This window comes from Streptomyces sp. Ag82_O1-12 (assembly GCF_900182715.1).
GTDB classification, from domain to species: Bacteria; Actinomycetota; Actinomycetes; order Streptomycetales; family Streptomycetaceae; genus Streptomyces; species Streptomyces massasporeus.
On record NZ_FXUW01000001.1, the window covers coordinates 1,995,347 to 2,015,936 of the forward strand.

Here is a 20,590-nt window from a genome sequence, read left to right on the forward strand (position 1 = left end):
CCAGATGCCCCATACACGGCAGGGCGGTCCGTACCCGCCAGTAGGGGTACGGACCGCCCACCGCCGAGAGCAGGATCACTCGAACTGGCTACCCCTGGCGTGTCCCGTTGACCTGGGACGTCACCCGTCGAGGGAAGCGAGCGCCTTCCTCATCAGCGCCGTCCGGGCGGCCGGTGCGGTGACGTGCTCCAGGCCGAAACCCAGCAGCACGGTGTCGTCCGTGGTGACCGCGCCGTACGTCTGGAACAGGGCGCCGGTGCGGGCCCAGTCCTTGAGGACGGCCGGGCTGCCCTCGGGCGGTCCGGCGACCTTCCAGGCGCCGAGCGAGGTCTCGAAGCCCTCGGTCTCCTTGGCCGTGCCGCCGACGACGAGCGAGGCGTCGTCGGCGAGGACGCCGTGCCCGCCGCTGCCCGGGTCGGTGACGTAGCTGATCGAGATCTCGACCGTCTTGCCGGCGTAGGCGCTCAGGTCGAAGTTCACCTGCTGCCAGCCGCCCGAGGCGCCGGTGAGGCTGTTCCACGCGCCGGTGGTGCCGGTCGCGGTGCAGCCGTCGTCCGCCGCGGTCAGGTAGTGCTTGAGCCAGGGGTGCTCGTTGACGTAGAAGCCGCCCTGGCACTCCGTCGGCACCGCGCTCTTGGTGGCACCGCCCGCCTCGGGGAGAGTCGTCCAGTCGTCGGCCCCGGTGGTGTGGGCCTCGACGATGGCGTGGTCGTAGCCGGACTCGGTGTCCCAGAGGAGCTGGGTGCGCAGGGTCGGCCTGTCGGCCGCGGTGGTGCCGGTGAGGTCCACGGTGCGGGTGAGGCGCTTGTAGGCGTCGTCGGTGTGGACGGCGGCCGCCATCGAGGAGCCCGCGAACGGGCCGTAGGGGTTGACCGTGCCGGCGAACTGCCCGGCGCCCTTGCTCGCGAACTGCGGGAAGTCGCCGGTCCCCAGTTCGTCCGAGGTGACGCTGTAGGTGCCGGCCTTGTCCAGCGGGTTGCCGGGGGCCGTGCCCAGGGGGCCGGTGACGCCGCCCAGCTCGCCGGAGCCGGTGAAGCCGGTGGCCCCGGGGGTGGCGGTGCGGGTGTAGGCGCCCAGGTAGTACTGGCTGAAGTCGTTCGACAGCGCGCCGCCGCCGAGATCGACGTTGCCGCCGGCCTGCTCGCCGGCCTCGATCAGCCGGCCGCCCTCGTTGAGGAAGGCCCGCAGCTGGAGCTGGGTGGCGTTGCCCGGGACGCTCGCGCCCGTGTAGTGGACGACGGTGTCGAAGTGGCTCAGCACGCCGAGCGCGTCCGGCGCGCCCTGCTGGGCGACGTCCCAGACGATCGCCTTGCGGCCGCTCGCCTTGAGCGCGTCCACGTACGTCTGCGCCTGCGTGGCGGCCGCGCCTTCCTCGGCGACGACGAGGGTGTTCGCCCGGGGCCGCTCGGCGACGGTGTAGGTGAAGCGCTGGCTGGAGAGCTTCTTGCCGTTCCTCGCCTCGCCGGTGAACCACACCTCGACCTTGTCGCCCGGCTCGCCGTCCTTGACCTTCGCCCGGTACTCGTCGAAGTAGAGGTTGTCCTCACCGCCGTAGGTCTCGCCGCCCTTCCAGGGCTTGAGCGCCATGTCCAGGGTGCGGCCGCCGTTGACGCGGTACTTGAGCTCCTTGTCGCGCACCGACTTCCGGACGACGACGGAGACCTCCTGGTCGGCGCCGCGGGAGTACGACGTGGCGAACGCGGCCGGGGTGAAGTCGGCGGCGCTCAGGCCGACCGACGAGGACGGCCGGTCGGGGTGGGCGGCGGACTCGGCGACGGAGAGCGCGAACGGGACGTTCTTGGCGAACTCCCGCTGGATCAGCTTCTCGTCGTCCGGGAAGGTGAAGACCGACTGGCAGTCGGACGCCTTCCACTCGTCGTTCGGGTCGAGGTCCGAGGCGGTCTGGCAGGTCGACATCTCGGGGGTGAACATCGCCAGGCCGTTGACGTTCGCCGCGTGGCCGTCGGCCTCACCGTTGGTGGTGTACAGCTCGGAGGAGAGCTGCGGGTGGTAGCCGGGGATCGCGGAGTCCTCGGGCGTCCCGGCGAGCGCCTCGTACAGGACGTCGTCGGGAGTGTGCGTGGCCACCTGCCAGCCGACCCCGTAGAGGAGGAGTTCGGCGGCGGAGTGGTAGTTGATGCCGTACGTGAAGCCGATGCGCTTCTGGAAGGCGTCCAGGGCCTGGGTCTCCGGCTCGGAGTTCGGGCCCGCACCGCGGTAGGTCTGGCTGGTGGGGTTGGGGGACGAGCCCTCGTCGTCGTAGCCCCACTTGTAGGCGAAGTTGCGGTTGAGGTCGACGCCGTCGCCGGTGGTGATGGTGCCGTCGCCGTTGACGTCCCGCAGGTTCTTGCGCCACTGGCGGTTGGCCGGGTCCGCGAAGGTGTAGTCGTAGCCGTCGGGGTTGGCCGACAGCAGGAACCACAGTTCGGTGGAGTCGACGATCTTCTTGACGCGCCGGTCCTTCTTGTAGTTGTCCAAGTAGTGGTGCATCAGGCGCCGGGTCATCTCCGGCGTGATCCACTCGCGGGCGTGCTGGTTGGACATGTAGAGGACGGAGGGCTTGGAGCCGTCCTTCGCCTTCTTCGCGCCCTTGGTGAGCTTCAGCGCGAGGATGTCCTGGCCCTTGACGGTCTTGCCGATGGAGACGACCTTGGTGAGGTCCGGGTTCTCCTGGGCGGTGCGCAGGAGTTCCTCCCGCAGGCCCCCCTTGCCGCTGTACGGGCGGAACACGCCCTCTGCGGCGTCCTCGACGCGGGCCTCGGCCCGGGTGGAGAGTTCGTGCTCGGTGAGGCCGACGCCCTGCTTCTCCAGCTTCTTCGCCTGCTGGTCCGTCAGGTAGACCTCGACGGTCGCGGTGCCCTTCTCGGGCACCCGCTCGCTCAGTTCGTGGCCGTCCTGGCCGGCCGCCAGCAGCAGGGGTACCTGCTTCTGGGTGACCTCGGCGCGGAAGACTTTGACTTCGTCCGGGTCGGACGGGGTCGAACTCCCCGGTTGTGCCTGGGCGATGGGCGCGAAGCTCGCTCCGCCGATCAGGAGCGCGCCGACAGCGAGGATCGATCTCGCTCTTCGTCTCATGAACCCCCCTAGCGTGGGTCCGCCACAGCAGCGAACAGATGCCAGGCTCATGACAGACCATGATCGAGTCAAGGGTGCCTCAGCGACACGCAAAAGCCGGTGCCGGTCACCCAAGTGGGCTCCGGCACCGGCTTCTTGACGTCGTGGGGGATCAGCCCACCAGGTTGTCGGCCAGCTCGTCGCTGAGATTGGCCTCCGTGCCCGGGATGCCGAGGTCGGAGGCGCGCTTGTCGGCCATGGCCAGCAGGCGCCGGATCCGGCCGGCGACCGCGTCCTTGGTCAGCGGCGGGTCCGCGAGCGCGCCCAGCTCCTCCAAGGAAGCCTGCTTGTGGTCCATGCGCAGCCGGCCGGCCGCGGCGAGGTGCTCGGGCACGTCGTCGGCGAGGATCTCCAGGGCGCGCTGCACCCGGGCCCCGGCGGCGACGGCCGCGCGGGCCGAGCGGCGCAGGTTGGCGTCGTCGAAGTTGGCCAGCCGGTTCGCCGTGGCGCGCACCTCGCGGCGCATCCGGCGCTCCTCCCAGGCCAGCACCGACTCGTGCGCGCCGAGGCGGGTCAACAGGGCGCCGATCGCGTCACCGTCCCGGACGACGACCCGGTCCACGGTGCGCACCTCGCGGGCCTTGGCGGGGATCTGGAGGCGCCGGGCGGCGCCGACCAGGGCGAGCGCCGCCTCGGGGCCCGGGCAGGTCACCTCCAGGGAGGAGGAGCGGCCGGGCTCGGTGAGCGAGCCGTGCGCCAGGAACGCGCCACGCCAGGCGGCCTCGGCGTCGCAGGTGGCCCCTGAGACCACCTGCGGGGGCAGGCCTCGGATCGGGCGGCCCCGCCCGTCGACCAGGCCGGTCTGGCGGGCGAGCTGGTCGCCGCCCGCCACCACGCGCACCACGTAGCGTGAGCCTCGCCGCAGCCCGCCCGGAGCCATCACGATCAGCTCGGAGCTGTGGCCGAAGATCTCCAGGATGTCCCGCTTGAGACGGCGGGCCGCCATCGCGGTGTCCAGCTCCGCCTCGATCACGATCCGACCGCTCACCAGGTGAAGGCCGCCGGCGAACCGCAGAATGGCGGAGACCTCCGCCTTTCTGCAGCAGGTCCGGGTGACGGGGAGCCGGGAGATCTCATCCTTCACCGCTGCCGTCATCGCCATGGGCCGATCCTTCCATGCATCCGAAAAATACGGTCGTACGCGGCGGCCAACAGCTCCGGGTCGTGCCTCGGGGTTCCGTCGGGTCTGGCCACCGGCGCCAGCTCGACCGCGGCCCCGAACCGCTTGGCGGCATCGGTCAGGGAGTCACGGTCGGGCACGGCGGCCTCGTCGGCCAGCACCACGTCCAGGGCGAGTTTAGGGGCGTGTCGTCCCAAAACCTCCAAATGACGCTGCGGGGAGAAGCCCTCGGTTTCTCCGGGCTGCGGCGCGAGGTTCAGGGAGAGTACCCGGCGGGCCTTCGTCTGCGTGAGCGCGTCCAGCAGCTCGGGCACCAGCAGGTGCGGGATGACCGAGGAGAACCAGGAGCCGGGGCCGAGCACCACCCAGTCCGCGTCCAGGACGGCCTCGACCGCCTCGGGCACGGCCGGCGGGTCGTTCGGCACGAGGTGCACGGACTGCACCTCGCCCGGGGTGAGGGCGACGGTCGCCTGGCCGCGGACCGTGTCGACCTCCTCCGGGCGCTCCGGGTCGTGCCCCTTGACCAGGGCCTGCAGCTCCAGCGGCACGGCGGACATGGGCAGCACGCGCCCTTGGGCGCCGAGCAGGCGTCCGACCAGGTCGAGGGCCTGCACGTGGTCGCCGAGCTGCTCCCAGAGGGCGACGATCAGCAGGTTGCCGACCGCGTGTTCGTGCAGGTCGCCCTGGGACTGGAAGCGGTGCTGGATGACCCGGGCCCAGGTCTGGCCCCAGTCGTCGTCACCGCACAGGGCGGCCAGCGCCTTGCGCAGGTCGCCGGGCGGCAGCACGCCCAGCTCGTCGCGCAGCCGGCCGCTGGAGCCGCCGTCGTCGGCCACGGTGACGACGGCGGTGAGGTCGCCGGTGATCCGGCGCAGCGCGGCGAGCGAGGCGGACAGGCCCATGCCGCCGCCGAGGGCGACGACCTTGGGCTGGGTGCCCCGGCGGCGCGGCTTGCCGCCCCGGGCCTCGGCGGGCCGGCCGCTCTTGCCGCCGGGAACGTCCTTCCCGCCGTGGCCTTCGGGCACCACCCGGCGCAGCCGGCTCAGCCGCGGTGTACGTCGTGTCATTCGCGTCCCATGTCCCGGTGTACGACCACCGTCTCCACGCTCTCGGCGGCGAGCCGGGCGGCGAGCTTCTCCGACATGGCGACGGAGCGGTGCTTGCCGCCCGTGCAGCCCACGGCGATGGTCACGTAGCGCTTGCCCTCGCGGCGGTAGCCGGTGGCGACGAGCTGGAGGAGCTCCGTGTAGCGGTCCAGGAACTCCTTGGCGCCCGGCTGGTTGAAGACGTACCCGGCGACCTCCTCGTTGAGGCCGGTGAACGGGCGCAGCTCCGGGACCCAGTGCGGGTTCGGCAGGAAGCGGCAGTCGACGACGAGGTCGGCGTCGACCGGGAGGCCGTACTTGTAGCCGAACGACATGACCGTGGCCCGCAGCTCCGGCTCCTCCTCGCCGGCGAACTGGGCGTCCATCTTGGCGCGCAGCTCGTGCACGTTCAGGCTGGAGGTGTCGATCACCAGGTCGGCGTCGCCGCGCAGCTCGCGCAGCAGCTCGCGCTCGGCGGCGATGCCGTCGACGATGCGGCCGTCGCCCTGGAGGGGGTGCGGGCGGCGCACCGACTCGAAGCGGCGGACCAGGGCCTCGTCCGAGGACTCCAGGAAGACGATCCGCCGCGTGACGCTCTTCGCCTCCAGGTCGGCGAGGGACTCACGGAGATTGTCGAAGAAGCGGCGGCCGCGGACGTCGACGACGACGGCGATCCTCGCCACGTTGCCCTGGGAGCGGGCGCCGAGCTCCACCATGGTGGGGATCAGCGCGGGCGGCAGGTTGTCCACGACGAACCAGCCGAGGTCCTCCAGGCACTTCGCGGCCGTCGAGCGGCCCGCCCCGGACATGCCGGAGATGATCACCAGCTCGGGGATGGCCGCGTCCGGGACCTGGGCCTTGTCGTTGGGCGTGCCCGTACTCACCTGTGCTCCGTCTCCGGCTTGCTCTTGTTGCCCGTGGTGCTCGTTCACATTCATGTCTCCTGCCCCCGTCGTTCGTCCGGGGCGCCCGCTGCCACGGGCTCCCCACTGGAACCCATGGTGCCCGGTTCCTCTTCCATGATCTCTCCAGTCGCCGTGTTGACGGCGGGTGCGGCCGGGGCCGAGCGGGCGAGGGCCACGGCGATCGTCTCGGCCGTCTTGCGGCCTATGCCGGGGACCTCGCAGATCTGGTCGATCGTGGCGGATCGCAGTTTCTTCAACGAACCGAAGTGCTTCAGAAGTGCCTGCTTGCGCGTGTCCCCGAGGCCGGGGACGTCGTCCAGGGGGCTGGAACGGAAGCGCTTGGACCGCTTCGCGCGCTGGTAGGTGATCGCGAACCTGTGGGCCTCGTCACGGACGCGCTGGAGCAGGTACAGGCCCTCGCTGGTGCGGGGCAGGACCACCGGGTCGTCGTCGCCGGGCAGCCAGACCTCCTCGAGGCGCTTGGCGAGGCCGCACACGGCGATGTCGTCGATGCCGAGCTCGTCCAGGGCGCGCCGGGCGGCCGCGACCTGCGGGGCGCCGCCGTCGACGACCACGAGCTGGGGCGGGTAGGCGAACTTCTTGGGGCGGCCGTCGTCCTCGGTGGGGCCGGTCCCGACGATCTCGCCGTTCCTGTCGATCTCGGGGGTCTCGGCGCTCTCGCCGTCGGTCCACTCCCCCGTCTTCTCCTTCTCGGCGAGATAGCGGCGGAAGCGGCGGGTGATCACCTCGTGCATGGAGCGGACGTCGTCCTGCCCGGCGAAGCCCTTGATCTGGAAGCGGCGGTACTCGCTCTTGCGTGCGAGCCCGTCCTCGAAGACGACCATGGAGGCCACGACGTCGTCACCCTGGAGGTGGGAGATGTCGTAGCACTCGACCCTGAGCGGGGCGCTGTCCAGGTCGAGGGCGTCGGCGATCTCCTCCAGGGCGCGCGAGCGCGTGGTCAGGTCGGAGGCGCGCTTGGTCTTGTGCAGCACGAGCGCCTGCTGGGCATTGCGCTCCACGGTCTCCATGAGGGCTTTCTTGTCGCCGCGCTGCGGGATGCGCAGGGAGACGCCGGAGCCGCGCCGCCCGGCGAGCCACTCCTGGACCGGCTCGACGGGGTCGGGCAGGGCCGGGACCAGGACCTCCTTGGGGACGGCGTCGCCCGTCTCCTCCCCGTACAGCTGCTGCAGGGCGTGCTCGACGAGGGCGCCGGTGGTGATTTCCTCCACCTTGTCGGTGACCCAGCCGCGCTGGCCGCGCACGCGTCCGCCGCGTACGTGGAAGATCTGGACGGCCGCCTCCAGCTCGTCCTCGGCGACCGCGATCAGGTCGGCGTCGGTCGCGTCGGCGAGCACGACCGCGTTCTTCTCCATGGCCTTCTTCAGGGCCCCGATGTCGTCGCGCAGCCGGGCCGCCCGCTCGTACTCCATCTCGTCGGCCGCTTCCGCCATCTGCTTCTCCAGCCGGCGGATGTACGTGTTGGTCCGGCCGGTCATGAAGTCGCAGAACTCGTCGGCCAGTTCGCGGTGCTCCTCGGCGGAGACGCGGTCCACGCAGGGGGCCGAGCACTTGCCGATGTAGCCGAGGAGGCAAGGGCGGCCGGTGCGGGCCGCGTTCTTGAACACGCCGGCCGAGCAGGTGCGTACGGGGAAGACGCGCAACAGCAGGTCGACGGTGTCGCGGATCGCCCACGCGTGCGCGTACGGCCCGAAGTACCGGACGCCCTTCTTCTTGTGACCGCGCATCACCTGCACGCGCGGGTACTCCTCGTTCATCGTCACCGCGAGGTACGGGTAGCTCTTGTCGTCGCGGTACTTGACGTTGAACCGGGGGTCGTACTCCTTGATCCACGAGTACTCCAGCTGGAGCGCCTCGACCTCCGTGGACACCACCGTCCACTCCACGGACGCCGCCGTGGTGACCATGGAGCGGGTGCGCGGGTGCAGGCCCGCCAGGTCCTGGAAGTAGTTCGCCAGGCGCTGGCGCAGGCTTTTCGCCTTTCCGACGTAGATCACCCGGCGGTGCTCGTCACGGAACCTGTAGACCCCCGGTGAGTCGGGGATCTCACCCGGTTTGGGGCGGTAGCTGGAGGGGTCGGCCATGTCTCACACCCTACTGGCGAGCACCGACACTCCGGCGCGGCCGTGGGGCACGATCGGGGCCCGGCTGTGGGGCACGATCGGGGCCCGGCCGGGAGGCAGTTTCCTGCGGCATGCCCCACCCCGGGGTTACGGCCCCCCGGGAGCGGGAATGTGGCTCACCCACGGGACACGGCGACGTCCGGCGGGCGGGGCCCGTCCCGGGTGCAGGCACAGGTTGTCGGTGCGGACCGTCCTTCCCCCCTGGGGGCGGGCGGGCCACGGGTCGGAGGGCTGCGCACATGAAGCAGATGCGGATCGAGAAAACCCGGCGGGCGGTCCGTGCCCGCAGGTACACGGACGAGCCGTTGGCGCTGCGCGACGCCCTGGACCCGCGCGATCCCGACATCGCGCGGGCCAAGCGCCTGGCCCTGAGGGAACAGGGCGGAAGCGACCGCTCCTAGACGCACACGTCGACTGCGAACGCCCGGGGCGCACGCCCCGGGCGTTCGCATGTCCGGACGGAACCGGCCGGGAGCCCGTACGTCACTGTCCGGCATCAGGTGTTGTCGGGACCAGGTCAACACGCTTCAATGCGGGGGAACTCGGGGCCCTGAACGACGGCGTACGGATGTGAAGAGCTGCCCTGCGCCTCTGTGACGGCCCCGCGCGAACGGTCTGACCAGCCGTTGCCGACTCAGAGAGAGGCCCCTGCATGCCGCACGCCACACAGAACGCGGACGTCGCCACCGCGGAACTGGACTCGGCCCTGCGAGGCGGCCCCTTCCACGTCGCCCTGCGGGCCGCGATCGCCGCCCGCGGACTGCCCCTGCAGCGCGTGCAGCACCATCTATCCCGCCACGGTGTGAAGGTCGGCGTCACGAGCCTGAGTTACTGGCAGCAGGGGGCCCGGCGCCCGCAGCGCCCCGAGTCGCTGCGGGCCGTGCGCGCGCTGGAGGAGATCCTGGAGCTTCCGGAGGAGTCGCTGATCCGGTTGCTCGCCGAGTCCGGGGAGAGCCCGTCCGGGCTGCGGTCCGCCGCCCGCTCCTACCGCTCCCTCGTCGAGGCCTCCGGGGTCCTGGACCAGTTGCTGGCCGAGCTGGACTGCCCGCCGGACGGGGGCCTGCACACCCTCGGCCACCACGAACGGCTGCGGATCGGCGCGCGGCGCGAGCTGGCCGAGCGCGAATCGCACCACATCGTGCGCGCCCACCGGGACGGCATCGACCGCTTCGTGGCCGTCCACCACGGCGACCGGGGAGCCACGCCGGAGCTGATGCGGGTGCACGCCCTGGAGAACTGCCGTACCGGACGCGTCCGTTGGCACCGCGACACGGGAGTTCTCGCGGCCGAGCTGCTCTTCGACACCCGGCTGCGGGCCGGGGACACCTTCCTGTTCCGCTACGGCGTCGAGGACGGGACGGCGGGTGTGTCACGCGAGTACGTGCGCGGCTGCGACTCCCCCGGCGGCCAGTACGCCCTCCAGGTGTGCTTCGACGCGGCGGCCGTGCCGGTGCGCTGCCACCGCTTCGCCCAGCACTCGGCGGCGGCGCCGCGCAGCGGATGCCAGGACCTGGCGCTGAGCGGACGGCACCGGTCCGTCCATCTGGTCGAGCCGCGGCTCCGGGCGGGGTTCCTGGGGATCGGCTGGGACTGGGAGTAGGGACTCGCCCGGGCGGCGGCCGGCTGTTCGTGCCGCTGCCCTGGTGTCTGGCCTGTGCTCGGTGTCTGACCTGTTGCCCGGTGTCCGTCCTCCTGCCCGGCGTCCGTCCTGCTGCCCGTGTCTGGGCGCCGGACGTAAACGCTTGCGCAATCGTTTACGTCCGTCGCGGGATGCGATACGTTCCCCGCCTGGACCTGATGGAGGAGGCGGGAACGGCATGGCGACCATGGCCGATGTCGCGCGGAGTGCCGGTGTCTCCGTGGCGACGGTCTCGCATGTGCTGAACGGCACCCGGCCGGTGCTGCCGCACACCCGCCAGGCGGTCCTGGACGCCGTGGAGGAGCTCGGCTACACCACGAACACGCTGGCCCGTTCCCTGGTGACGGCCCGCACCCGTTCCATCGGGCTTGCGGTGTCGGCGATCAGCAACCCGTACTTCACGGAAATCCTCCAGGGCGTGGAGGCCGCCGCGCTGGAGGCCGGCTACAGCCTGCTGATCGCCGATCCGCACGACGACCCGGGGCACGAGCGCAAGGTCGTCCAGCTGCTGCACGAGCGCCGCGTGGACGGCATGATCGTCGCCCCCTCCGCCGATCCGCGCGACCTGCTCGCCTACCTCGAGCGGCACGACGTGCCGGCCGTGTTCCTGGATCGGCTGGTGGACGCGCCGGGGGCGGACGGCGGTCCGCGGTTCGACCAGGTGTGCGCCGACAACGCCGAACCGATGTCCCGGCTGGTCACCCATCTCGCCGGGCTGGGTCACCGGCGGATCGGGCTGGTGGCGGGGCGGCCGGGGCTCAGCACCACGAGCGAGCGGATCATCGGCTACCGCAGCGGTCTGGCCTTCGCGGGGCTGGCGTACGACGAGCGGTTGCTGGTGCACGGCGACTCCGAGTCGGCCGGTGCCGAGCAGGCCACCGAGGCCCTGCTGTCCCTGGGCGTGCCGCCCACCGCGCTCGTCACCGGCAACAACGCCATGACCATCGGGGTGCTGCGCGCCCTGGGCGCGCACGGCCTGTCCGTGCCGGGCGACATCGCGTTGTGCTGCTTCGACGACTTCGCGTGGGCGGATCTGTTCTCGCCCCGGCTCACGGCGATCGCGCAGCCCGGCAGGGACATCGGCGCGCGGGCCGTCCGCGTGCTCCTGGAGCGCCTCGCCGAGCCGGACCGGTCCGCTCGGACCGTGCGTCTGCCCTGCACCTTCATCCACCGCACGTCGTGCGGCTGTACCAGCCCGTCCGAGGAAGGAACCCCGTCATGATCGTCGTCGCCGGTGAGGCACTGATCGACCTGGTGCCACAGGGCACGGGTGCCCTGGCGGCGCTGCAGCCGGCGCTCGGCGGTGGCCCGTTCAACACGGCCGTGGCGCTGGGCCGCCTCGGCTCCCCCGCCGCCTTCTGCTCCCGGGTGTCGGTCGACGCCTTCGGGGAGGCCCTGCTGGACCGGTTGCGGGAGACCGGGGTCGACGTGGCCTCGGTGCAGCGCGGCTCCGAGCCCACGACCCTCGCCGTCGCCACGGTCGGCGCGGACGGCTCGGCGGCGTACTCCTTCTACGTCGACGGGACGGCGGACCGGCTGTTCGCGGCGCCCCCCACGCTGCCGTCCGATACCCGGGCGATCTCCTTCGGTACCTGCTCGCTGGTGCTGGAGCCGGGGGCGAGCGCGTACGAGGAGCTGATGCGCCGGGCGGCCGCGCAAGGCGTGTTCACCGCGCTGGACCCGAACATCAGGGCCGGCCTGATCCCGGACCCGGACGCCTACCGAGCGCGGTTCAAGAGCTGGCTGCCGTCGGTGTCGCTGCTGAAGCTGTCCGAGGAGGACGCCGCGTGGCTGGGCGGCACGCCCCGGGAGTGGCTGTCGGCCGGTCCGGCAGCGGTCGTGATCACCCGGGGCGGCGACGGGCTGACCGCTTTCACCGCCGAGGGCGGCGAGTACGCGGTGCCGGGCGAACGTGTGGAGGTCGTGGACACGATCGGCGCGGGCGACACGGTCAACGCGGCCCTGCTGCACGGGCTCGCGGTGCGCGACGCCCTCAGCGCCCGCGCGCTCACCGGACTGGGATCCGCGGGCTGGACGGAACTGCTGGGCTTCGCGGCCCGTGCGGCGGCGGTGACCTGCTCGCGGGCCGGGGCGGAGCCGCCCTACGCGCACGAGCTGGAGAGCTGACTCCGGCAGGGTCCCGTGGTGCGCCGGCGGTGCTTCAGCCGGTCTCCCTCATCGCGACCGCCCGCAGTGCGCCCGGGCGGCGGCCGTGGAGGCGTTCCAGGGCGACGGCCGTGGGCTCTGCTCGGCGACGTGGTCAAGATCCAGCTCGACATGCAGTTCGTGGAGCCGAAGGCCGCCTGACCGCACACGAAACGCGCCGTGCCCCACAGGTCGTGGCCTGTGGGGCACGGCGCGTTCGGCAGGGAGGGCCTCAGCCCTTGCTGGTCCGGGTCGTCTTCTTCGCGGCGGCCTTGGTGGTCTTGGTCGCCGTCTTCTTGGCGGCCGTGCTGTCGACCGACTTGGTCGCGGTCTTGCGGGTCGACGCCGTCTTGGCGGCGACCGTCTTACGAGCCGCCGTCTTGCGGGCGGTCGTCTTGCGGGGCGCCTTGACCGAGGACGCGTCGCTGACCCGGTCGGCGCCGAGGATCTCCCGCAGGAACTTGCCGGTGTGGCTGGCCGGGACGCCGGCCACCTGCTCGGGCGTGCCCTCGGCGACGACCAGGCCGCCGCCGGCGCCTCCTTCGGGCCCCATGTCGACGATCCAGTCGGCCGTCTTGATCACGTCGAGGTTGTGCTCGATGACGATGACCGTGTTGCCCTTGTCGACCAGCCCGGACAGGACCGTCAGCAGCTTGCTGATGTCCTCGAAGTGCAGACCGGTGGTCGGCTCGTCCAGGACGTAGACCGTGCGGCCGGTGGAGCGCTTCTGCAGCTCGCTGGCGAGCTTCACGCGCTGTGCCTCACCGCCGGACAGGGTGGTCGCGGCCTGACCGAGGCGGACGTAGCCGAGGCCGACGTCCTTCAGCGTGTTGAGGTGCCGGGCGATCGCGGGGACCGCCTCGAAGAACGCCGTGGCCTCCTCGATCGGCATGTTCAGGACCTCGGCGATGGACTTGCCCTTGTAGTGGACCTCCAGGGTCTCCCGGTTGTACCGGGCGCCGTGGCAGACCTCGCACGGGACGTAGACGTCCGGGAGGAAGTTCATCTCGATCTTGATGGTGCCGTCGCCCGCGCAGTTCTCGCAGCGGCCGCCCTTGACGTTGAAGGAGAAGCGGCCGGGCAGGTAGCCGCGGACCTTCGCCTCGGTGGTCTCGGCGAACAGCTTGCGGATGTGGTCGAAGACGCCGGTGTACGTGGCCGGGTTGGAGCGCGGGGTTCGGCCGATGGGCGACTGGTCCACGTGCACGACCTTGTCGACGAGGTCGTCGCCGTCCACGCGCGTGTGCCGCCCGGGCACGCTCCGGGCGCCGTTCAGCTCGCGGGCCAGGTGCGTGTAGAGGATGTCGTTGACCAGCGTCGACTTGCCGGAGCCGGACACGCCGGTGACGGCGGTGAACACGCCCAGGGGGAACGAGACGTCGATGTCCTGGAGGTTGTTCTCCCGGGCGCCGTGCACCGTGAGCTGCCGGGAGGGGTCCAGCGGGCGGCGGATGTCGGGCAGCGGGATGGCCTTCTTGCCGGACAGGTACTGACCGGTCTGCGACTCGGCGTTGGCGAGGAGCTCCTTCAGGGAGCCGCTGTGCACGACCTTGCCGCCGTGCTCACCGGCGCCGGGGCCGATGTCGACGATCCAGTCGGCCATCTTGATCGTGTCCTCGTCGTGCTCGACGACGATGAGCGTGTTGCCCATGTCGCGCAGCCGGACCAGGGTCTCGATCAGCCGGTGGTTGTCGCGCTGGTGCAGACCGATGGACGGCTCGTCGAGAACGTACAGGACGCCGACGAGGCCGGAGCCGATCTGGGTGGCCAGACGGATGCGCTGGGCCTCGCCGCCGGACAGGGTGCCGGCCGCGCGGTTCAGCGAGAGGTAGTCGAGGCCGACATCGACCAGGAACCGCAGCCGCTCGTTGACCTCCTTCAGCACGCGCTCGGCGATCTTCTTGTCGCGGGCGGTGAGCTTCAGCTCGCCCAGGAAGTCCGCGCAGTCGCTGATCGACATCGCGGAGACCTCGGCAATGGACTTGTCCATGACCGTGACCGCGAGGACGATCGGCTTCAGGCGCGTGCCCGAACAGGTCGGGCAGGGCACCTCGCGCATGTAGCCCTCGAAGCGCTCGCGGCTGGAGTCGCTCTCGGCCTCGCTGTGCCGGCGCTTGACGAACGGGACGGCGCCCTCGAAGGCCGTGGTGTACCGGCGCTCACGGCCGTAGCGGTTGCGGTAGCGGACCTCGACCTGGGTCTTGTGGCCGTGGAGCAGGGCCTTCTTGGCGCGCTGCGGCAGGCCGCCGAAGGGGATGTCCGTGCGGAAGCCCAGCGCGTCGGCGAGGGCGCCGATCAGACGGCCGAAGTAGTCCTTGGTGTGGCCGTGCGACCAGGGGTGGATGGCGCCCTCGTCGAGGCTCTTGTCCGGGTCCGGGACGATCAGCTCCGGGTCGACCTCCATGCGCGTGCCGATGCCGGTGCAGTCCGGGCAGGCGCCGAAGGGCGAGTTGAAGGAGAAGGATCGGGGCTCGAGCTCCTCGAAGGACAGGTCGTCGTACGGGCAGTACAGGTGCTCCGAGAACATGCGCTCGCGCTCGGGGTCGTCCTCGGGGAGGTCGACGAAGTCGAGCACGACCATGCCGCCGGACAGTCCGAGGGCGGTCTCGACGGAGTCGGTGAGGCGGCGCTTGGCGCCGTCCTTGACCGTGAGGCGGTCGACGACCACCTCGATGGTGTGCTTCTCCTGCTTCTTCAGCGTGGGCGGGTTCGACAGCTGGATCGTCTCGCCGTCCACCCGCGCGCGGGAGTAGCCCTTGGTCTGGAGGTCGCCGAAGAGGTCGACGAACTCACCCTTGCGCTCGCGCACCAGCGGCGACAGCACCTGGAAGCGGCTGCCCTCGGGCAGCTCGAGGACCCGGTCGACGATGGCCTGGGGCGACTGGCGCGCGATCGGGCGGGAGCACTCGGGGCAGTGCGGCTTGCCGATGCGCGCGAAGAGCAGACGCAGGTAGTCGTAGACCTCGGTGATGGTGCCGACCGTGGAGCGCGGGTTGCGCGAGGTCGACTTCTGGTCGATGGAGACGGCCGGGGAGAGGCCCTCGATGAAGTCGACGTCCGGCTTGTCCATCTGGCCGAGGAACTGCCGGGCGTACGAGGAGAGGGACTCCACGTAGCGCCGCTGTCCCTCCGCGAAGATGGTGTCGAAGGCCAGCGAGGACTTGCCCGACCCCGACAGGCCCGTGAAGACGATGAGCGAGTCGCGCGGGAGGTCGAGCGAGACGTTCTTGAGGTTGTGCTCGCGCGCTCCACGGACGATGAGACGGTCGGCCACGCCGGTCCGCACCTTTCTTGAGAGAAGTGACAGGGGCGGGGCCCCCGTCTTTCTCAGACTAGGGGGAGCCACTGACAACGCCGGACGGATTCACGGGTTGTCAACAAACCCCGGCTCTCCAGCATGCCCGACGCCACGTCCGACCTTATAGCACGTGCTTTCGATTTACGGCACTGCTTCACCACCTTCACCCGAAGGAGTGGCGGAGCTAAGGTCAGCACCATGATTGATCACGCTCATGACCTGGCGTCTGTACGTGACGCGACGGAGCGGCTGCTGACCGCAGTCGGCAAACTGGACAACGCGTCTGTGACCCACCCGTCACGGCTGCCCGCCTGGAGCCGCGGCCACGTCCTGGCCCACCTCGCCCGCAACGCGGACGCCCTCGTGAACGTGCTCCAGGGACGCCCCATGTACGTATCCGGAGAGGCCCGGGACGCGGACATCGAGCGGGACGCCCCGCGCGGCCTCGACGTCCAGCTCGCCGACCTGCGCGAGAGCGCGGCCCGCTTCCAGGAGGCCGGGGACACCCCGGCGGACTGGGCGCGCACGGTGGAGCTGCGCAACGGGGTCACGGACTCCGCGTCCCGGGTGCCGTTCCGGCGGTGGGTCGAGGTGGAGCTGCATCACGTGGACCTGGGGATCGGGTACGAGCTGGAGGATCTTCCGGCGGATTTCACCGAGCGGGAGATCGACTTCCTCGCCGACCGGTTCGCCGGGCACCCTGACGTACCCCCCACACACCTCACCGACGGCACGCGCGCGTGGATCACGGGACGGGAGGCGGAGGGCGGACCGGAGGTGACCGTCACGGGCTCCCCGGCGGACCTGCTGGGCTGGCTCGCCGGCCGCCGCACCGGCGCCGCACTGACGGTGGACGGAGGCCCGCTGCCGGCACTGCCCCCGCTGTAGGACAGCCGCCCCGGCCGCCGCACCGGGGCCGCTCCCCCGCTATAGGCTGGCGGACATGACGTACAGCGGAGAGGTGACGGTCGGCGGACCGGCCGATGTGCACGAGCTCAAGGACCTGATGATCACCAAGATCGCGGTGGGTCCGATGAACAACAACGCCTATCTGCTGCGCTGCAGGGCCACGGACGAGCAGTTGCTGATCGACGCCGCGAACGAGGCGGACACGCTGCTCGGCATGATCGGCGGCGACGGCATCGCCTCCGTCGTCACCACCCACCGGCACGGTGACCACTGGCAGGCGCTCGCCGAGGTCGTGGCGGCCACCGGCGCCCGTACCTACGCGGGCCGGGAGGACGCCGAGGGCATCCCCGTACGGACCGACGTGCCGGTCGACGACGGCGACACCATCCGGGTGGGGCGCGTGGAACTCACCGCGCGCCACCTGGTCGGGCACACGCCCGGTTCGATCGCGCTCGTCTACGACGACCCGCACGGGCACCCCCATGTGTTCACCGGGGACTGCCTGTTCCCGGGGGGGCCTGGGCGGACAACACGTCCCCAGGACTTCGAGTCGCTGATGTCGGGCCTGGAGGCGAAGGTCTTCGCACTCCCGGACGAGACCTGGATCTACCCGGGCCACGGCAACGACACCACACTCGGCGCCGAGCGGCCTCACCTCGGGGAGTGGCACAAGCGGGGCTGGTAGGTCGGCGGCATCGCCGCCCCGGTGCTCTCAGGGAAATAGCCGCGCCTCTGGCAGTCGGTCGGAGTCTCGACTGTGTTGCGCAAGTACTCGGCAGCGGTGAAGCAAGCCGCGCCCACTACGAAGGCGCCTGCCCCTGCTGTGGGCGCTCCCGCCAACGCCGCTCCCGCCGTGCACGCCTCTCCGGCCATGAGCCAGGAGACGTGCTCGATCAACTCGGGCGGAAAGTCGTGCATGGAAGGATCCAGTAGGCCACGCCGATGCCCTGGTCCATTGTTTTGGAAGCGCCGAGCAGCTTTGCTCCGATTCCCACCTTGCCGCCCACCGCACCCACAAGAGCTACGGCGGCAATCGAGGACCCGATCTTTCCTTGCATGGCCCCGCCTGCAGCCTCCATACCGATCGATGCAGCGCTGAGGCCGGCCGCTACGAGCGCGCCGCCGGGTACGAAAATGGAGGCAAACCCCAGCGCTTGGCCACCGTAGCTGAGCCATTCGCCCCCGGACAACCCGAGGAATTCCAGGCCACTCGGGTCGATGCGGTTGACGGAATCTCCGGCGGCGTAGGCGTAGGGGTTGCTTTCCTTGCCGGAGGGGTCGGACTGGGTGAAGCGGCCGAGTTGGGGGCCGTAGTAGCGGGCGCCCATCTTGTAGAGGCCGCCGGGGTCGAGGTAGGTGCCGGTGTAGCGGTAGGGCTGCTTCCACCTCGTCCGGCTCCACCTGGAGGCCGGCCACCCGCTGCCGACCGAGCCCGGCGACGTCGTGCACCAGGGCGAGGACCTCGGCCGGTGCGCTCGGTCCGGCTCGGGTGGGACAACCTGACGACCGTGCAGCAGTGGGTGTGCGAGCAGGTGCTTGGGTCGAGCCCGCGGCCGAGGACGAGAAGCCGCCCCCGCGCCGTACACAGGCCGACAAATGGGCGCTGAACTACCAGGCCGCAACGCTGTCCCCGGAACGGGTGGAGCTACTGTCCGCCATCGGCATGCGATGGGCATAGGTTGCAGACACCAGCAACCTGACAAGAAGAGCCCCCGGCCGAGAGTCAGCCGGGGGCTCCGTGTGTAGTGGCTTCAGCCAGATCAGAGCGTCTCGCTACTTCTTTTCACGCTTGAGTCGCCAGTAGAGCAGGGCGAATGCCACCACCATGACTATCGCTCCGAGGATGACGGTGGCTGCTGTGTTGTCCTCGAACCCGATGCCCACTACCGCTAGGTCCACTCGTTTTCACCTTTCAGAGCCATCCGCCCGTATTCCTGCACCGCCGAAGTAACCCAATGCGGTTATCCGAGGTCAACCCTCAGCCTTGTTTTCCCCCTATACCTGGAGACCAAGCTCTTCGACGTCCTGCCCGACGAGACGTGGATCTACCCCGGCCACGGCAACGACACCACCATGGGCACGGAGCAGCCCCACCTCGCGGAGTGGCGCGCACGAGGCTGGTAACCGTCCGACGCCGACCGCTCCAGTTTCGAAACCGAAGCGGGGGCGGTCGCGCGTTCAGGCCCGTTCCGCGCTCGGGCCGGGAGGGTCATACCCCACGGACGATGGCCTCCAGAGCAACGTCACCGACGTCGGCAGCCGTGACCGCCATGATCAGGGGGACTGCTGTATGGGCTGCGGTCTGCCGGGCCGGGTTCCCTCACGGCCCTTGGCCTCCGGGCCGCCCCGGAGGAGAGCCCCGGGGCGGCCCGGAGGCCGAGGACGGTGAGGTGTTCCGGCAGAGGATCCGCGTGGCCGTGGACCGTGGACCACGCCCGCGCCCGGCGCGTCTCGCGCCGCCGGGCTCCTGCCCGACGCGCCTGGCGGACGATCCGACGGAGGCGGTGCCCGGCGACGCGGCGGACGCGGCCCCGGCAATCCGGTGGACGCCCCGCCGGCGAGCTAGCGGGTGGACCCGGTGTGCTCCCGCACAGTCGCCGCCTCGCTCGCCGTCGTCCCGGCCCCCGGCTCGGCGCTCTTCTTCGCGGACCCGCGCCGGCCCGGCAGGATGGCGAGGACGATCAGTGTTCCGGCGGCCATGATGATCCCGCCGATGAGGCTGGTCTGGGCGACTCCGTGGGCGAATGCCTGGTGGACGGCGTCCACGGCGGCCTGGGCCTGTTGGGGCCCGGCGGAGGGATCCTGCGCGACCCGCTCCGCGACGGCCAGGCCGGCGCCGACCGAGTCCTTGGCGGTCTCCATCGCCTGCGCCGGGAGCCGGTTGCCCACCAGGTCGGTCAGCTCGTCCCGGTAGGCCGTGCCCAGGAGCGAGCCCAGCACCGCGATGCCCAGCGCCCCGCCCAGCTCCAGCGCGGTGTCGTTGACACCGCCGCCGACGCCCAGCTCGGACTCGGGGAAGGAGCCCATGATCGTGTCGGTCGCCGGGGAGATGGCCAGTCCGAGCGCGAGGCCCAGCATCATCAGCGGCGCCAGGAAGTCCCCGTACGTCGACCCCTTGTCGATCTGGGTGAGCAGGAACATGCCCGCCGTGCCGACGGCCAGGCCGGTCACGGCCATCACCCTCACCCCCAGCTTCGGGGCGAGCACCCCGGTCACCGCGGACCCGAGGAACACCGCACCGCCCAGCGGCAGCAGCCGTACACCCGTGTCCAGGGCGCCGTAGCCGAGGACGAACTGCAGGAACTGCGTCGAGTAATAGATCACGGCGAACATGCCGAAGAAGAAGAACATCACCGCGAGCATCGAGCCGCTGAAGGGCCGCAGCGCGAACCTTCGGACATCCAGCATCGGGTGCGGGTGCCGCAGCTCCCAGGCCACGAAGGCGACCAGACCGACACCGGCGATCACGGCGGCGGTGACAGGGCCGACGCCCCAGCCGGCGTGCGGGCCCTCGATGACGGCGTAGATCAGGGAGCCGACCGTGACGATCGACAGCAGACCACCGACGTAGTCGATCCGGCCCATGCCCTCCGCCTTGGACGGCGGTACCAGGGCGAGCGCGCCGAACACGGCGAGGACGGCGATCGGCACGTTGATCAGGAAGGTCGAGCCCCAGGCGTGGTCCTCAAGCAGCCAGCCGGAGACCAGCGGGCCGACGGCTACCGCCACCCCGGAGGTCGCGGCCCAGGCGGTGATGGCCTTGGCCCGCTCGCTCCGGGGGAAGGTCGCGACCACCAGGGACAGCGTGGCCGGCATCACGACCGCGGCACCGACACCCATGATCGCGCGGGCCACGATGACCAGCGAGGTCTCGTCGACCATGCTCCCCATCACCGAACCTCCGGCGAAGATCAGCAGACCCAGCACCAGCGCGCCGCGTCGGCTGTACTTGTCGCCGATCGCGCCCAGCACCAGCATCAGCGCCGCGTACGGAACGGTGTAGGAGTCGACGACCCACTGCAGATCACTGCTGCTCAGGCCTAGGTCGGTGGTCATGTCGGGGGCGGCGACGATCAGCGACGTGTTCGCCATCACCGTGATCAGCAGGCTCAGGCACAGCACGAGCAGCGCCCACCAGCGCTGCGCGTAAGGCCCGGTCATCTTCTCCACGGGGGTATGTGCAAGGAAGGGCATCAGTAGCTCCTGAGAGGGACGGGGCGGACGAGGGGAA

General features: G+C 70.9%; 14 protein-coding genes and 1 pseudogene. 7 read left to right on the plus strand and 8 right to left on the minus strand.

All coding sequences use genetic code 11. The features are described from left to right. Nucleotides 1–120: 120 nt before the first annotated feature. The 5 genes from QOL88_RS09220 to uvrC form a co-directional block, all read right to left on the minus strand. Nucleotides 121–3,075 carry a M14 family metallopeptidase gene (locus QOL88_RS09220; RefSeq protein WP_097215962.1) on the minus strand — a complete coding sequence of 985 codons (2,955 nt, stop codon included), beginning with the start codon at nt 3,073–3,075 and terminating at the stop codon, nt 121–123. A gap of 151 nt (nt 3,076–3,226) precedes the next feature. Beyond that, complete coding sequence (gene whiA, locus QOL88_RS09225; protein ID WP_097215963.1) at nt 3,227–4,216, minus strand: DNA-binding protein WhiA; 990 nt, start codon at nt 4,214–4,216, stop codon at nt 3,227–3,229. Continuing rightward, on the minus strand, nt 4,207–5,301 hold the full coding sequence (locus tag QOL88_RS09230) for a gluconeogenesis factor YvcK family protein (protein WP_097215964.1): 1,095 nt from the start codon (nt 5,299–5,301) through the stop codon (nt 4,207–4,209). The genes whiA and QOL88_RS09230 overlap by 10 nt, the downstream gene beginning before the upstream one ends. After that, nucleotides 5,298–6,257: an RNase adapter RapZ gene (rapZ, locus tag QOL88_RS09235; RefSeq protein WP_097215965.1), complete on the minus strand. Its 960-nt coding sequence runs from the start codon at nt 6,255–6,257 to the stop codon at nt 5,298–5,300. The genes QOL88_RS09230 and rapZ overlap by 4 nt, the downstream gene beginning before the upstream one ends. Further along, nucleotides 6,254–8,329 (minus strand): excinuclease ABC subunit UvrC, encoded by a 2,076-nt coding sequence (gene uvrC / locus QOL88_RS09240; RefSeq protein WP_097215966.1) that lies wholly within the window; start codon nt 8,327–8,329, stop codon nt 6,254–6,256. The genes rapZ and uvrC overlap by 4 nt, the downstream gene beginning before the upstream one ends. 278 nt (nt 8,330–8,607) lie before the next feature. Between uvrC and QOL88_RS09245 the strand changes: the two genes are divergently transcribed. From QOL88_RS09245 to QOL88_RS09260, 4 genes are all read left to right on the plus strand, one after another. Then, entirely contained in the window at nt 8,608–8,769 is a 162-nt protein-coding gene (locus QOL88_RS09245; RefSeq protein ID WP_167455403.1) for a hypothetical protein, read from the plus strand. A 251-nt stretch (nt 8,770–9,020) separates the two neighbouring features. Beyond that, nucleotides 9,021–9,968 (plus strand): hypothetical protein, encoded by a 948-nt coding sequence (locus tag QOL88_RS09250; protein ID WP_097215967.1) that lies wholly within the window; start codon nt 9,021–9,023, stop codon nt 9,966–9,968. A 217-nt stretch (nt 9,969–10,185) separates the two neighbouring features. Further along, entirely contained in the window at nt 10,186–11,229 is a 1,044-nt protein-coding gene (locus tag QOL88_RS09255; protein ID WP_097215968.1) for a LacI family DNA-binding transcriptional regulator, read from the plus strand. Next, nucleotides 11,226–12,134, plus strand: coding sequence for a carbohydrate kinase family protein (locus QOL88_RS09260; protein ID WP_097215969.1), 909 nt, complete (start codon nt 11,226–11,228; stop codon nt 12,132–12,134). Before QOL88_RS09255 ends, QOL88_RS09260 begins: the two co-directional genes overlap by 4 nt. Nucleotides 12,135–12,384: 250 nt before the next feature. Here QOL88_RS09260 and uvrA read toward each other — a convergent pair whose 3' ends face one another. Beyond that, nucleotides 12,385–15,426, minus strand: coding sequence for an excinuclease ABC subunit UvrA (gene uvrA / locus QOL88_RS09265; protein WP_097222917.1), 3,042 nt, complete (start codon nt 15,424–15,426; stop codon nt 12,385–12,387). Between the two features lie 222 nt (nt 15,427–15,648). Between uvrA and QOL88_RS09270 the strand changes: the two genes are divergently transcribed. Continuing rightward, complete coding sequence (locus tag QOL88_RS09270) at nt 15,649–16,338, plus strand: maleylpyruvate isomerase family mycothiol-dependent enzyme (protein ID WP_097215970.1); 690 nt, start codon at nt 15,649–15,651, stop codon at nt 16,336–16,338. A 55-nt stretch (nt 16,339–16,393) separates the two neighbouring features. Continuing rightward, nucleotides 16,394–17,044 (plus strand): MBL fold metallo-hydrolase, encoded by a 651-nt coding sequence (locus tag QOL88_RS09275; protein ID WP_283445883.1) that lies wholly within the window; start codon nt 16,394–16,396, stop codon nt 17,042–17,044. 208 nt (nt 17,045–17,252) lie between these two features. On the opposite strand, the gene QOL88_RS38595 is transcribed toward QOL88_RS09275, so the two are convergent. Beyond that, nucleotides 17,253–17,687: an RHS repeat-associated core domain-containing protein gene (locus tag QOL88_RS38595; RefSeq protein WP_306456174.1), complete on the minus strand. Its 435-nt coding sequence runs from the start codon at nt 17,685–17,687 to the stop codon at nt 17,253–17,255. Between the two features lie 673 nt (nt 17,688–18,360). On the opposite strand from QOL88_RS38595, the pseudogene QOL88_RS09290 reads away from it, so the two are divergent. After that, a pseudogene (locus tag QOL88_RS09290) lies at nt 18,361–18,483 on the plus strand (MBL fold metallo-hydrolase); the annotation flags it as partial. Nucleotides 18,484–18,921: 438 nt separating this feature from the next. Here the strand turns inward: QOL88_RS09290 and QOL88_RS09295 are convergent. Then, nucleotides 18,922–20,553: an MFS transporter gene (locus tag QOL88_RS09295; protein ID WP_097215971.1), complete on the minus strand. Its 1,632-nt coding sequence runs from the start codon at nt 20,551–20,553 to the stop codon at nt 18,922–18,924. Between the last annotated feature and the right edge of the window lie 37 nt (nt 20,554–20,590).